15 protein-coding genes are annotated in these 14,785 nt (G+C 34.3%); 12 read left to right on the plus strand and 3 right to left on the minus strand.

The features are described from left to right. The first annotated feature begins 175 nt into the window (after positions 1 to 175). The 4 genes from galA to Q9Q97_RS13500 all read left to right on the plus strand — a co-directional run bounded on the left by galA (position 176) and on the right by Q9Q97_RS13500 (position 6,042). Positions 176 to 2,998, plus strand: coding sequence for a beta-galactosidase GalA (gene galA, locus Q9Q97_RS13485; RefSeq protein ID WP_306157873.1), 2,823 nt, complete (start codon positions 176 to 178; stop codon positions 2,996 to 2,998). A 128-nt stretch (positions 2,999 to 3,126) separates the two neighbouring features. Then, complete coding sequence (locus Q9Q97_RS13490) at positions 3,127 to 3,996, plus strand: AraC family transcriptional regulator (RefSeq protein ID WP_306157875.1); 870 nt, start codon at positions 3,127 to 3,129, stop codon at positions 3,994 to 3,996. A 307-nt stretch (positions 3,997 to 4,303) separates the two neighbouring features. Next, positions 4,304 to 4,708, plus strand: a complete 405-nt coding sequence (locus tag Q9Q97_RS13495; RefSeq protein ID WP_306157877.1) for a cupin domain-containing protein — start codon at positions 4,304 to 4,306, stop codon at positions 4,706 to 4,708. Positions 4,709 to 4,989: 281 nt separating this feature from the next. Beyond that, a complete protein-coding gene (locus Q9Q97_RS13500; protein ID WP_306157878.1) occupies positions 4,990 to 6,042 on the plus strand; it encodes an NAD(P)-dependent alcohol dehydrogenase in 1,053 nt (350 codons plus the stop codon). 219 nt (positions 6,043 to 6,261) lie between these two features. On the opposite strand, the gene Q9Q97_RS13505 is transcribed toward Q9Q97_RS13500, so the two are convergent. After that, a complete protein-coding gene (locus tag Q9Q97_RS13505; RefSeq protein ID WP_306157880.1) occupies positions 6,262 to 6,849 on the minus strand; it encodes a DUF4142 domain-containing protein in 588 nt (195 codons plus the stop codon). A 154-nt stretch (positions 6,850 to 7,003) separates the two neighbouring features. Here Q9Q97_RS13505 and Q9Q97_RS13510 point away from each other — a divergent pair, with 154 nt between their 5' ends. From Q9Q97_RS13510 to Q9Q97_RS13530, 5 genes are all read left to right on the plus strand, one after another. Continuing rightward, positions 7,004 to 7,855: a hypothetical protein gene (locus Q9Q97_RS13510; RefSeq protein ID WP_306157882.1), complete on the plus strand. Its 852-nt coding sequence runs from the start codon at positions 7,004 to 7,006 to the stop codon at positions 7,853 to 7,855. Between the two features lie 216 nt (positions 7,856 to 8,071). Next, positions 8,072 to 8,311, plus strand: coding sequence for a Rho termination factor (locus tag Q9Q97_RS13515; protein ID WP_306157885.1), 240 nt, complete (start codon positions 8,072 to 8,074; stop codon positions 8,309 to 8,311). 42 nt (positions 8,312 to 8,353) lie between these two features. Then, positions 8,354 to 9,448 carry a DNA topoisomerase IB gene (locus Q9Q97_RS13520; protein WP_306157887.1) on the plus strand — a complete coding sequence of 365 codons (1,095 nt, stop codon included), beginning with the start codon at positions 8,354 to 8,356 and terminating at the stop codon, positions 9,446 to 9,448. A gap of 80 nt (positions 9,449 to 9,528) precedes the next feature. Further along, a complete protein-coding gene (locus tag Q9Q97_RS13525) occupies positions 9,529 to 9,690 on the plus strand; it encodes a DUF1328 domain-containing protein (protein WP_012026284.1) in 162 nt (53 codons plus the stop codon). Between the two features lie 94 nt (positions 9,691 to 9,784). Continuing rightward, positions 9,785 to 10,432: a DUF5661 family protein gene (locus Q9Q97_RS13530; protein ID WP_306157892.1), complete on the plus strand. Its 648-nt coding sequence runs from the start codon at positions 9,785 to 9,787 to the stop codon at positions 10,430 to 10,432. 71 nt (positions 10,433 to 10,503) lie between these two features. Here Q9Q97_RS13530 and Q9Q97_RS13535 read toward each other — a convergent pair whose 3' ends face one another. After that, positions 10,504 to 11,040, minus strand: coding sequence for a hypothetical protein (locus Q9Q97_RS13535; RefSeq protein ID WP_306157894.1), 537 nt, complete (start codon positions 11,038 to 11,040; stop codon positions 10,504 to 10,506). 191 nt (positions 11,041 to 11,231) lie between these two features. Between Q9Q97_RS13535 and Q9Q97_RS13540 the strand changes: the two genes are divergently transcribed. From Q9Q97_RS13540 to Q9Q97_RS13550, 3 genes are all read left to right on the plus strand, one after another. Further along, the gene (locus Q9Q97_RS13540; protein ID WP_306157897.1) at positions 11,232 to 11,849 is read left to right on the plus strand and encodes a ferritin-like domain-containing protein; all 618 of its coding nucleotides are present in this window, start codon (positions 11,232 to 11,234) and stop codon (positions 11,847 to 11,849) included. Positions 11,850 to 11,915: 66 nt separating this feature from the next. After that, on the plus strand, positions 11,916 to 12,647 hold the full coding sequence (locus Q9Q97_RS13545; RefSeq protein WP_306157899.1) for a DNA-formamidopyrimidine glycosylase family protein: 732 nt from the start codon (positions 11,916 to 11,918) through the stop codon (positions 12,645 to 12,647). Then, positions 12,644 to 13,357: a DUF72 domain-containing protein gene (locus Q9Q97_RS13550; RefSeq protein ID WP_306157901.1), complete on the plus strand. Its 714-nt coding sequence runs from the start codon at positions 12,644 to 12,646 to the stop codon at positions 13,355 to 13,357. Before Q9Q97_RS13545 ends, Q9Q97_RS13550 begins: the two co-directional genes overlap by 4 nt. 716 nt (positions 13,358 to 14,073) lie before the next feature. Here the strand turns inward: Q9Q97_RS13550 and Q9Q97_RS13555 are convergent. After that, positions 14,074 to 14,574, minus strand: coding sequence for a pyridoxamine 5'-phosphate oxidase family protein (locus Q9Q97_RS13555; protein ID WP_306157903.1), 501 nt, complete (start codon positions 14,572 to 14,574; stop codon positions 14,074 to 14,076). Positions 14,575 to 14,785 lie beyond the last annotated feature (211 nt).

The following is a 14,785-nucleotide window of genomic DNA, read 5'->3' on the forward strand; positions in this document are numbered from 1 at the left end:
ACATCAAAAGAAAATCATTTTTAAATCTAAAGCCATTAGATTCATTCTAAATTTTAAAACCCCTTCTAGAAGCATTTGTTATGAATGAGTTATCACATTTTGATAAAATACTATTAATGTTTGTTCTCTAAAAGCCTTATTTTTATCGCTATCTGATTTTACTAACAATCTAACTATGAAAACCACCCTTACTCAAAAAACAATTCTCTGCTTTTTATTCTTTTGTTCATTCCATTTATTGGCTCAAAATAAATCGGCAAGAGAACTTATTTTAATTGATAAAGACTGGAAGTTTTCATTTGGACATTTATACGATACAAAGAAGGATTTTGGCCATGCAGAAGGCTATTTTTCGTATTTAACCAAAACGGGATTCGGCGACGGACCAGCTGCAAAAGACTTCGACGATCGCGCTTGGAGAAAATTAGATCTGCCGCACGATTGGGCGGTCGAACAGCCTTTTAGCGAAAGCGCCAGTTTCAGTCACGGATTTAAAGCAGCAGGGAAAAACTATCCAGAAAAAAGTATCGGCTGGTACAGAAAAAAGATTACGATTCCGAATGAGGATTTAGGGAGTATTATTTCTTTAAAGTTCGATGGCGTTTTCAGAAATTCAAAAGTCTTTTTAAACGGATTTTATTTAGGAACTCATGAAAGTGGCTACAACGGATTTGAATACGATGTAACAGCTTACGTTAATTATGGAGGTGAAAACACGATTGTAGTTCGAGTGGATGCTTCGATGGAAGAAGGCTGGTTTTATGAAGGTGCGGGGATTTACAGACATGTTTATTTGCAGAAGACGAATCCTATTCATGTAGCTCAAAACGGAACCTACATAACTTCAGAAATCAATAATGATAATGCTTTAATTACTGCAGAAGTAAAACTGGAAAATAAAGGTCGTTTTAAAGGAAATATTGAAATAAAACAAACCATTTTAGATGCTTCTGGAAAAGAAGTAACCGCAAACTCTGAAAATGTTTCGGCTCCTGAATTTTATAAAACAAATTCGTATTCATCAAAATTGAATGTCAAAAATCCGCTTTTGTGGGATATTAATTCGCCGAATTTATATCAGTTAGTTACAGAAATAAAAAGAGAAGGAAAGGTTATTGACGAGTATAAAACTTCATTCGGAATTAGAACTATAAAATTTGATCCAGAAAATGGCTTTTTCCTTAACGGAAAACCAGTAAAATTAAAAGGAACTAATAATCATCAGGATCACGCGGGAATTGGAACGGCTTTGCCAGACGAACTTCAATATTACAGAATTAAAAAACTGAAAGAAATGGGATCGAATGCCTATCGCTGTTCGCATCATCCTCCAACTCCAGAATTACTAGAAGCTTGTGATAAACTCGGAATGCTGGTTATTGATGAAACCCGTTTGATGGGAATCAACGATTATCATTTGAATGATTTGCAGCAAATGATGGAACGCGATCGAAATCATCCGAGTATTTTCTGCTGGTCGGTTGGTAACGAAGAATGGCAGATTGAAGGCGGCATTACTGGCGAAAGAATTACCAACGTAATGCAGAATTTCGCGAAAAGCATTGATCCGACAAGGCCTGTAACTGTCGGAATCAGTAGCGGATTTAAAAGCGGAATTTCTTCTGTAGTTGAAATTATGGGCTATAATTATTTAGGAAACGGAGATATTGATGCGCATAGAAATCAGTTCAAGAATCAGCCAGGAATGGGAACCGAAGAAGGTTCGACGTTTGCAACACGTGGCATTTATTTTACAGATGATGCCAAACATTATCAAAGTGCTTACGATAAAAAACCGCGCCCGACATTTTATAGTATTGAAGAAGGTTGGAAATTCTATGCCGAAAGACCTTATCTCGCTGGAATGTTTATTTGGACAGGATTTGATTATCGGGGAGAACCAACGCCTTATGGCTGGCCGTCTGTAACTTCGTATTTCGGAATGATGGATGTTTGCGGTTTCCCAAAAGACAATGTTTTTTATCTAAAATCGTGGTGGGGAAAAGAACCGGTTCTGCACTTATTGCCGCATTGGAATTGGAGCGGAAAAGAAGGGCAGGATATTGATGTCTGGGCGTATTCGAACTGCGATGAAGTAGAACTTTTTCTCAACAAAAAGAGTTTAGGAAAAAAGAAAATGGAACAAAACGGACATTTGGAGTGGAAAGTAAAATACGAAGCGGGAACTTTGGAAGCTATTGGTTATAAAAACGGTAAAAAAGTCTTGACTGATATTCAGAAAACAACTGGAAAAGCAGAAAATATTAAGCTTTCTTTAGATAAAGAAAATGAATTGAAAGGAAATGTTTCGGTTTTAACGGTCGAAGTTACAGATAAGAATAATTTACATGTTCCTACAGCAAATGATGAAATTACGTTTTCTATAAAAGGAGGAAAAATTTTAGGAGTAGGAAACGGCGACCCAACTTCATTAGAAAGCGATCAGTTTATTGATGACATTGAGTTGGTTGCTATAACTAATTTTAAAGAGCAAAAAGGAACGACCAGTTCTCTTCCTCAACAATTGCCAAGTTATTCTGAAAACGAATGGACAGAAGCTTTTAAAGATCGTGATTATAAAAAACAAGCTCCATCGTATGTTTACAAAGGAGAATTTGATTTGAAAAATAATGACGCGACTAATATTGTGAGTTTCTTTTATAAAAAAATAGGAGCAGAGACAGTCGTTTTTGTTAACGGAAATAAAGTTGAGCCAAGTAAAGAAGATGCTCAAAAATATATTTTGAATGCCTCCATTTTAAAACAAGGAAAAAATACAATTCACATCGCAGCAACACCATTACAAAAAGTAAAAGACTGGGATGTAATGAATACAGATCCCGGAATTATTCAAGTCATAACACCCGCAGAATCTTGGAAACGAAAGCTTTTTAATGGTTATGCTCAAATCATCATTCAAAAAGAAGAAAATGCTAAAGAAGTTGTTTTAAGCGCTTCCGCGAAAGGTTTAAAAAGCAGTTCTATTGTAGTGAAGTAGTTTGCCGCAATATTAAACCATATAAGTCATATAAGTCATATAAGTTCATTTTAGACCAACTTAAATTATCTTATATGACTTATATGGTTTAAATAAAAAAGATTGTTTGATTTTCATAACTTTGCAAAATGAATAATCAGACAGATATACAGAATTGCGATTTTACTTCAGATTTAAAAATGAAGGGTTTTAAAGTTTATCCTATAAATGGAGACTTCAGTAAAGTTCCCGTTTACAGCCGAAGAGACTTTTATAAAATCTGCATCAATACCAGCAAAAGCATTATACAATACGCTGACCGCGGAATAGAGACCAACGGGACGATTCTGTTTTTTGGCAATCCGATTATTCCGTATTCTTGGGAGACGGTTTCGGAAAAATTTGAAGGTTATGCCTGCGTTTTTACAGAAGAGTTCTTTAAAACCAAAGACCGATCAGAAACACTTCATGAATCGCCTTTATTTAAAATAGGCGGAACACCAATATTTACTTTAAATGCTGAACAAAAGGTATTTATCGATTCTTTATTTCAAAAAATGATTGAAGAATACGAAACCGATTATGCATTTAAAGACGATTTAATGCGCAGTTACGTCAATCTGATCATTCACGAATCGATGAAAATGCAGCCTTCAGAGAATTTCTTTAAACATAAAAATGCTTCTTCGAGAATTACTTCTTTGTTTTTAGAATTATTAGAAAGGCAATTTCCAATAGAAACTAAAGATCAGCCTTTAGCTTTAAAAACACCGCAGGATTATGCGCAAAGTCTTTCTGTGCATGTTAATCATTTAAATCGTTCTGTAAAAGAAGTTACTGGAAGACCAACGACAGCTCATATTACAGAAAGAGTCATCAATGAAGCCAAAGCTTTATTGCAGCATACCGATTGGAGTATTTCAGATATTGGTTATTCTCTTGGATTTGAATATCCGAGTTATTTTAATAATTACTTTAAAAGGCTTACAGGAACGGTTCCGAAATCGCTCCGAATGTAAATTGTTTCAATTTCTTAATTTTTTGTTTGAATATTGTTATTTCGGCATTGTAGTATTGTGCTACATTTGCCCTGAAATAACAACGAATCTTTGTATCAGTTTCGAATGACTAAATAAACACTTCATAAAGCGATGTCAGCTTTACCGTTTAGTTTTAAATTTTGATTACAACCTAACATATACATTTTTAACGAATTAATTAAAAATCAAATTCTCATTCGAAAGGAGATTCAATACGTTGGTTATTTTACTGAAATAAGTATCAATAAAATTCAAACAAATTATTAACCCGAAAAACAACGAAATTATGTCGACACAATTCACAGCCGTAACAGAAGAAGGTAAAGTTCCAAACACTTATATGACAGGTGAGGTGTCATATAAAAAACAAACTAGTGAAATTCATCCTGAAAACACTACTATCAAAGACGTTTCTTTCGAGCCGTGCGCACGAACCAACTGGCACAGTAATGCAAGTCTTCAGCTCATTATTGTAACGCAGGGAGAAGGCTATTATCAAGAAAGAGGCGGAAAAATTAATCTATTGCAAAAAGGTCAGGTTTTAACGATTCTGCCAGGTATTGAGCATTGGTATGGAGCCACTCCAGAAAGTTCGTATTCGTACATCACAATCGTAACAGAAATTGATAAGGGCTCCGGAACTTGGTTAGAAAAAGTGACCGACGAAGAGTATTTTTCTTTTAGCTACTAAGCTACTGAGGTTCTAAGTTGCTAAGGTTTTTTGTCGCGAAGATTTTTTGCCATCCCGATCGCTATCGGGACTAAGACGCAAAGTTTTTTTAACTTTATAAAATTGTAATTATTTGATAATTAAGTTTTTATGATCTAATTAAGCTTTCGAAAAGAAAAATCTGTGTCAAATCAGCTTAATCAATAAAATCTGCGTGAAATTCTACGTCTCGTAAAAACTTGAAACTTGAAACTTGAAACTTGAAACCTGAAACCTGAAACAAAAAACAAACTATAAAAAATATGGAAACAAAAAATGTAAAAGCCTTCGGTACAGAAGCTGCCGAAGCACCATTAAAAACCTTAGATATTAAAAGAAGAGAAGTTTTAGCGCATGACGTTGAAATCGAAATTTTATATTGCGGAATCTGCCACTCCGATTTGCATTCAGCTCGAAATGAATGGCACGGAACAATTTATCCGATTGTTCCAGGTCACGAAATTGTAGGTCGCGTTACAAAAGTAGGCGATCACGTAAAAGGATTTAAAGTGGGCGATTTAGCGGGAGTTGGTTGCCTTGTTGACTCTTGCAGAGAATGCGAACATTGCAAAAATGATTTAGAGCAATTCTGCGACGAAGGAAATATTCAAACATTCAATTCGCCAGACAAACATTTAGGCGGACAAACGTATGGTGGTTACTCACAAAGTATTACGGTTGATGAAAGCTTCGTGCCGCACATTTCAGATAAATTAGATCTTTCTGCTGTTGCTCCTTTATTGTGTGCCGGAATTACAACTTATTCTCCGTTAAAACATTGGAAAGTTGGTCCTGGTCAGAAAGTCGGAATCGTTGGAATAGGCGGACTTGGTCACATGGGAATCAAAATTGCGAAAGCTATGGGTGCTCATGTGGTTGTTTTTACCACTTCGTTATCTAAAACGGAAGATGCCAAACGTCTAGGTGCAGATGAGGTTGTTTTATCTACAGATGAAGCTCAAATGACGCAGCACGCGAGAAGTCTAAACTTTATTTTAGATTGCGTATCGGCTGAGCATAATATCGATTCATACCTAAACTTACTTAAAGTAGACGGAACGCTTACTTTAGTTGGCGCTCCAATGGATCCGCTTCCTGTAACTTCTTTCAGTTTGATTTTAGGAAGAAGAAGTTTCTCAGGTTCACTAATTGGCGGAATCGCAGAAACTCAAGAAATGCTGGATTTCTGTGCAGAACATAACATCACATCAGACGTAGAAGTAATCGGAGTAAACGATGTAAACGATGCCTACGAAAGATTATTAAAAGGAGATGTTAAGTATCGTTTTGTGATTGATATGGCTTCGCTTAAATAAGCTTCTAAGCTACTGAGGTTCTAAGCTCCTAAGCTCCTAAGGTTAAAAGCTTAGCACCTTAGAACCTTAGCGCCTCAGAAGCTTAAAAAAAGAAAACCCCTCAAGCAATTCAACTCTTGAGGGGTTTATAGCAAAGATTTGAGGCTCTTAAATACTCAATAGAATCTTAGAGCCTAAGAATCTTGCTTTAAAAATAAATAATAACCAATTAAATTTATTTTACTTTTTGTCTAGGTTTTGTTTCAGCATTTTAGCGTGTTCCAAATGTGCTGTTAAACCTGCAATATTGTTAGAAGCCCAAGTTCTTACTTCTTGATCGTTAGCATCTTTAGCGGCTTTTTCTAATTTTTTAATCGCTTTTTCGTGACCATCGATCATCATATCAGCGAATTTTTTGTCAAAATCAACACCCGATTTCTCGTTTAATTTATTGTATTCCTCTTGTCCTTCTTCCGTTAGAGTAGTTGGTAGAGTAAAGTTTTTTGCTTTTGCTAAAGCACTTACTTCAGAAGCCGATTTAGTGTGCTCATCAACAAGCATTTTACCAAATTTTTTCACTTCAGCGTTGGTACTTTTTGTTTGAGCCAGTTTACCAATTTCGATTTCAGCTAAATTGATTTCTGCTTGATCTACTAAAAATTCAGAATCATCTTCTTTGCTGTCAATAGAATCGAATTTTGCTTCGTTTGCATCTTCTGCAACTTCTTTAGGATCTTCTTGTTTGGTTTCGTTCTTACAAGATTGAAGAGATAAAATAATAAGTCCTGCTCCTAAAATGGCTTGTCCGGCTAATAATAACTTTTTCATGATTTTAATGGTTTAAATGTTATGATGTAAAATTATTGAGAACCTGTAAGAAAAAATTACACGATTTTTACGGATTGTTATAGGATTTGGATGCTATCAATAATTAGAAATGTATGTTTGTATTATTAATTGAGAAAAATGAAATATTTAATTCATGAAACAAAAAATTACACTCCTATTTCTTTTAACGACAGCTTTTGTGTCAGCCCAAATTATTTATAAAGGCTTCATAGACAAATATCCAATTGAGTTGGTAACCGATATTTATTCAGACGGGCAAGGATCTGCAATCTATGTGTATTCTAATTATGATACGCCAATAGTTTTGAATGCAAAGCTTGTAGAAACCGCTTTAGTTTTTACGGAGAAAGATAAAAACGATAACGAAACCGCAAAATTGACTTTTGTAAATTATGATGGCAATAGCAGTCAGCTAAATGGAATCTGGAAAGATTTGAATTCAGGAAAAGAGCTTAAAATCAGTTTAGAAAAAGAGTTTGATGTAAATGATAATTCAGAATTGAAAGAAAGAGAGATTTTACAGCCCGTTTCTTTTAAAGATAAATATTTTAAGCTTGTTATTTCGAAAGATTCAAATGTGAGCGGCATTAAAATTCTGGAGAAAAAGACCGATAAATTAATCCAGAAAATTGACATTCAATGCCAACTTTGGGGGCTTTACAATATAAATGTAGGAGATTATAATTTTGATGGATTTGAAGAATTCTCTGTTTTTGAATCCAGTTACGCGGGACCAAATACTTCTAGAATATATTTTCTATACAATCCGAAAACAGGAAAATACTTTGAGAGCAGTTTTAGTGGAACTTCATTAGAATTTGACAGTAAAACTAAAAGGATCTACGAGCACAATCAATGTTGCGCAGGTAGGAGTGTAGAAAGAGCTGAATATAAAGTTGTCAATAACAAAATGGTTTTGATAAAAAAGACTTGTTTGGAATATGATGATAAAACAAAGGACTATAAGAATATTAAATGTGATTGATTAAATAAAGAGAAAACAAATCCCGACTTCAAAAGAGTTGGGATTTTTTTTTCGTAACACAATTTACATCTCACAAATAACATTTTACATTTCACTTTTCACAATTCCCATCCCACAAATTTGAAATTTCAAACCAAAATTCTATAACAGAATCGCCTTACTTTTTGATGAACTTTGACTTATGAGATTTTTCAAAACATTCTAAAAATAAAAGTCATGCCAGATCCAAGAATTAAAAACGAAGAACAGTATGAAGCATTGGTAAAAAAAGGATACAGCAAAGAAAAATCGGCGCGTATTGCCAATACACCCAATGCAGGAGAAAAAGGCGGAAAAGCAAAGCCTTATGACGAATGGACAAAAGAAGAACTTTTGAAACAAGCCAGTAAAGTTGGTATAAAAGGAAGATCTTATATGAATAAAAAAGACCTAATAAAGTCTTTGCGAAATAATTGAAACAAATAGCAAAACTATTTCTGTGATAAAAATTCAAATACCATGAATGCGGCGAGAAAAGAAAATTTGATGAATCAGCTAATTAAAGCGCCACAGCTAGTTATAGAAAAACTAGACTTAGAATATATTAACGATCATCAATTGACAATCGTACGCTGCCGCGAAGGAGAAAATTTCGTTTATAAAAAAAACGGAAGAAATGTGAAAAGCAAAAATGAAATTAAGCGCATTAATAGTTTAGTTCTTCCGCCAGCTTGGGAAAACGTTCGTATTACTGATATTACAAATGGACACTTGCAAGCTGTGGGAACAGATCTTAAAAACAGAAAACAATATCGTTATCATCCGAGATGGAATTTGATTCGAAATCAAACCAAGTTTTATAAAATAGCAGAATTTGGAGCCAAACTCCCATTTATCAGAAAACAAGTAGATCTTGATTTGGAACAGAAAGAATGGTCAAAGGAAAAAGTTACTGCTTTGGTTATTCGATTAATGGAAGAAACGCATATTCGAATCGGAAACGAGAAATATGCCAAAGACAACAAATCGTACGGACTTTCGACTTTAAGAAAACGCCATATTAATATCAATAGAAATTCGCTTCGGTTTGAATTTATTGGTAAAAAGGGAAAACAGCATACTATTACCACTCGAAACAAGAAATTGATCAAATTGGTAAGCCGTTGTGAAGAAATTCCAGGTTATGAAGTTTTTAAATATTACGATAAAAACGGCGAAAGAAAAGTTTTGGACAGTCACGCGGTAAATGAATATCTGCATGCTATTTCGGGCGAATATTTCAGCGCGAAAGATTTCAGAACTTGGGCCGCTTCGATTATTTTCTTTGAAAGTTTAATGGAAATTGGAGTCACATCTAATGAAAAAGAAATCAAAAACAACATCATTACAGCTTTTGATTTAACCGCTGAAGCACTCGGAAACACGAGAAAAGTCTGCAAAGATTATTACGTTCATCCGCTTTTGATTTCGACTTATGAAGATGGTTCCATCCAGAAATATTTTGATTCAGTTAAAAAAAGCCGAAGCAACAGAAAATATTTTACAAAAACAGAAACCGCATTCTCAGAACTGATTAAAAATTATGAGGTCAATTTTGAGCAAGAATGCGCCTAAATATAAGAGTTGAGCTTCTCTCCAAAAGCTTTAAAAGTTTGAATACAAACAAAATCATTATTAACTAAAAAACTATTATTATGTTACGTTGGACAGTCACTTTTATTATTCTAGCCATAGTGGCGGGAATATTTGGTTTCGGTGGAATTGCCGCTGGAGCAGCTAGTATCGCTAAAATTTTATTCTTTATATTTTTAGTTCTTTTCGTTATTTCTTTAATCAGCGGAAGATCAAGAGTATAAGAGCAGTAGCAGATATACAAGAAATTTAAAACGGCACATTATTTAAAATGTGTCGTTTTTGTGGTTTTAATAAATAAAAAAAAAACAGCAAGTCATGGGAACACAAAGCGGTGCTTATCAAGATGTTTACATTAAAAGAGAAGACGCAATGGTAAGCTTGAAAAACGATGTGACAGATTTTTGTGAAAAATACATAAAGCCTGTGCATCCTGAAAATTGGGATTGGTCGGTTCGTGATTTCGAAAATCCAAAAAACGATCCTACAACGGCAGAAGCCCGAGCAATTGCCAATGTTGTGTTTAAAGATTTAAGTGATCCAAAGCACACAGATGTCGATCTTTCTACAATGAATAACGTCCATGCGATTAAGGCCTATTTGGATCCGAAAAGCAAACATGAAGCTTTTAATATGGAAGAATTTGCTTTTGCCTTAAAAGTAGAATTGGAGCACGGGAGAATAAAAGAGGTAAATGTGACCAATAATCATCCGTTTTTGACGGCTATGATTGCGCTTGCCCACATGACAGAAAGTTTGACTTATTATAAAAGGCTGAAAGTAATGGAAGCCGAGGGAGAAATTTATGAAATTGTTCGAAAAATAGAGGCTTCATCTGAAGGAAAAGAAGAATGGTATAAAGAATTAGGCAAAGCCGAACAAGAACTCAACGAAGCCAGAGCGGGATTATCAGAACGCCTGGCGCGTATGGACGATATTCCAGTACTGAAAATTATTGGAGATTAAGTAGTTAAATTTTAAACTCAAAAAACCGTCCCGATTTATCGGGACGGTTTTTTCTTTTCTTTAAAATGAGATTAGAATCGGCGAGGATCATTTTCTGGATATTCTTCGTCATCGTTATCTTCTTGAACATCATCTTCAATATAATCATTATCGTCTTCATCTATATCCTCTTCGATATAATCATCATCGTCATCATCGTCTTCATCCTCGTCATCAATGTCTTCTAGGACATCTTCAGTTTCATTAAAGTCGTATTCGTCTTCTTTAAGATCTGACGGATTATCAAATTCGTCGTTTTCTTCCGTATAATTTTCATCTTCTAGTTCGACCTCATAAATATCATCATTGTTGTCTTCGAGATCTCTGTCGGTATGAAAATCATCATTTAGATCATCTAGATCATCATCACTCACAAAATCTTCCTGATCAGGGTTGGGTCTATTCGGATTATAGCCATTTCGTACCATATAGCCTCGTTCCGCGATTTCACTAGCATTGTTATCAGGTTGTTTGATATCTTCATCAAGATCTTTACTCATATTTCGGTCGTTTGAGAAATGATTTTTTAAATCTCCGTTGTAGCTATTTTTTTTATCTATAGTATTCATGACATCTAGTTTTTAATGATTAATACTTAACAAAGCTAGTAGGAACTTAAAAGAATTGCTTATAAGATTTTAAAGTCTAATTGTATAATTAACAGATGCTTAGAATAGAATTTTAAGTTGAAATCTTATAACCCCTTCCAAAGCATAGGCAGTAATTTTATCATCATATTAATCATTAAAAAATTATTACCATGAAAACTACAGATAGTAAAAAATCAACTACTGCAAAATCAACTACTGCAAAAAGTACAGCAACTAAAAAAGCTGCTGCAAAAGAAACCACACCAAGAGGAGTTACAAAACCAAAATCGAATGCCGCTTCAGGGTTAACAGAATTATTTGAAGACGGATTAAAAGATATTTACTGGGCAGAAAAAGCCTTGACAAAAGCCTTGCCTGTGATGGTTAAAAATGCTTCTTCTGTTGAATTGAAAGATGCCATTGACAATCATTTGACAGAAACTGAAGAACAAATTGTTCGTTTAGAAGAAGTATTTAAAATTATTGGTCAAAAAGCAACAGCAAAAAAATGCGATGCTATGGAGGGTTTAATCGAAGAAGCAAAAGGAATGCTGGAAGAAACTGAATTAGGAGTGGTGCGTGATGCCGGAATTATTGCTGCAAGTCAGAAAATTGAGCATTACGAAATTGCAACTTATGGTACTTTGAGACAATTTGCTGAAACGCTAGGTCTTGCAGAAGCCGCTACTTTATTAGAACAAACGCTCGATGAAGAGAAAGGCGCAGATAAAACACTTACAGAAGTTGCTGTTAGTGCAGTAAATCTTGAGGCTGCCGAAATTGAATAAAGCCCTAAGAAAGAAATAAAAGTGCAGTTCTCATACTGCACTTTTTAGTTTATAAAATTTTAGTATATGCCCGAAGGTCCGTCTATAGTAATCTTAAAAGAAGAAGTGCAGCAATTTACCGGACAGAAAATAATTTCTGTATCTGGAAATACTTCTATTGATATTTCTCGTCTAGAAAATCAAACCATTATTGCTTTTAAAACCTGGGGAAAACATTTCTTAATCTGTTTTGATTCTTTTACAGTAAAAATCCACATGCTCATGTTTGGAACTTACCGAATAAACGAGCGGAAAACTTCCAAACCAAGGCTAAGTCTGGTTTTTAAAAGCGGAGAACTTAATTTTTACACTTGCTCCATCAAAATTCTAGAAGGCGATGTCAATTCGCATTACGATTGGAGTGTTGATGTGATGAATGAAAATTGGGATCCGAAGAAAGCTCAGACTAGTATGGAAAAGCAACCCGAAAAAATGATTTGCGATGTAATTTTAGATCAGGATATTTTTTCTGGAGTAGGCAACATTATTAAAAATGAAGTTTTGTACCGCTGTTATGTTCATCCAGAATCGATTGTAGAAAAAATTCCGCCTCACATAAAAAGCCAGCTTATTGCTGAATGTTCGATTTATAGTTTTGAATTTTTGTACTGGAAGAAAAAGTTTGAACTCAAAAAGCATTGGGAAGCTTATACCAAAACGACCTGTTTAAGATGCAATCTTCCGTTTGAGAAGAAACAGACTGGAGCCCGTAAACGCAGAAGTTTTTTCTGCGCTAACTGCCAACAATTATACAAATGAAAAATCAAGTCATAATAGGATGTTCCAGCTTTTATAACAGTTTTTGGAAGAATGTTTTTTATCCTCATAATCTTCCTTCCAAAAAATGGTTTGAGTTTTATTGCCATCACTTCGATACGTACGAGTTTAATGGAAGTTTTTATAAATTTCCAACCGTTCGCATTTTCCAAAATTGGTATAATAAAACGCCAGAGTCTTTTTTGTTTTCGGTCAAAGTGCCGAAAGAAATCACGCATATCAAAAAACTGATAGACTGCGAAAGCCGCTTAAATGAATTTTACGCGGTTTGCAAGGAGGGAATGAAGGACAAACTCGCCGCGATTTTATTTCAGTTTCCGCCAAGTTATGCTTTTAGCAGAGAAAAATTGGATGCTATTATTGGAATTTTAAACTATGATTTTAAAAACGTGATAGAGTTTCGACACGAAAGCTGGTGGAATGATGAGGTTTGGAATTCATTTAAAGAAAACAATATTACGTTTTGCAGCGTGAGTTATCCGAATCTTCCTGAAACTATTTTCAAAGATTTTCCGCTATTTTATATGCGTTTTCACGGAATTCCGAGATTATTTCATTCGAGTTATTCTACAGAAGAGTTGCAGCATGTTCATCGTCAAATTCGTTCTAAGAAAGGATTTGTCTATTTTAATAATACTGCGAGTGAAGCAGGCATTCTGAATGCTTTAGAATTGAAAAGAATGGCTGGTTAGTTTATTTTTAGCTGTGAGTTTTTTTTTAACGCAAAGTGCGCTAAGGTTTTTTTTATTTTGAAAACTTAATTTTTTGCGTTGAAAAAGTTCGCAAAGCTGTTGCCTTTATGCTTTGTGAATATTTTTTTTCACGCAGATCTAGCAGATTTTTGGAATTTTTATTGTTGCTGTTGAAAGATTTATGCAGATTCTTAATCCTTTTAATCTTTCTAATCTGTGGCAAAAAATTAACGCAAAGTTCGCTAAAGATTTTTTTATTTTGATGACTTAATGCAGGCGTTTATAAGTTCGCAAAGCTGTGTGTGGTAGCTTTGTGAATAATTTTTTTCACGCAGATTTAGCAGATTTTTGGAATTTTATTGTTGCTGTTGAAAGATTTATGCAGATTCTTAATCCTTTTAATCTTTCTAATCTGTGGCAGAAAATTAACGCAGAGTGAAGAAAATTTTTCCCGCAGATTTAGCAGATCAAGGAGATTTTATTTGAGTTAAAAAATTACGCAGATTATAAATCTGCAAAAATCTCTTCAGCACAATAAAAATCTGCATTATCTGCTAAATCTGCGTGAAACAAAAATTATGCGCAATATTGAGTATTTAAATCTGCGAGAACAAAATTATGCGCAAAAGAAAAAAATAACCGCAAAGAGAGCAGGGAAATTCTTTGCGAACTTTGCGTAAACCTCTGCGCTCTTTGCGGTTAAAAAAATCAATAATTTACAATTTCAGACTTCCTTCAATTCCGTCATCCATTGTTTTACCTGTTATTAAAGCGGCTGTCATTTTAGCAATCGCTACCATTTTTCCGTTTTTGTTGTTCCAGTAGTAACCATCTTCAGGAACCACTTTTATCACACTCAGATTCGGATCATCAACACCTCCAGGCATCCAGATTTTTACTGCTGGATTATATAATTCTTCAATAGTTTTTCTATCATACGAAATAGTTGCCGTACCGTGAAGGGTTAAAAACTTATCGTGCGGTTCCGCAAAGAAAATTTCTACCATCGGATTCTGAGTAATTTCAGCATTCTGACCGCTGTTTCGGTCAGATAAAAACCAAAGCTGTCCTAAATCATCAATTTTCTGAACCGACATTGGTCGAGATTGTATTTTGTATTCCTTATAGGTACAAAACATACACGTTTTAATATGCTCAGCTAGATCTTTTATTTTATCTACTGCAAATTCATCTGTAAGGTCTTTATGATCGCCCATAATGCTATATTTTTAAGTTTTTTATATTTAATTGTTTGACAAATAATGTTTTATCTGCCTTAAAATAGATACCAGTAAAGTTGGCTCTTTTTGTCCTTTTTTAGCTTATATAATTCAACTTAGAAATTATGAGATTTCAATTTATACCGTTTTGTAAGAAATTGGGCTACTACCTTTTTGTTACATAAAAAATTGCACTATCTTTGAAAGA

This window comes from Flavobacterium sp. DG2-3, from assembly GCF_030730925.1.
Lineage (GTDB): Bacteria > Bacteroidota > Bacteroidia > Flavobacteriales > Flavobacteriaceae > Flavobacterium.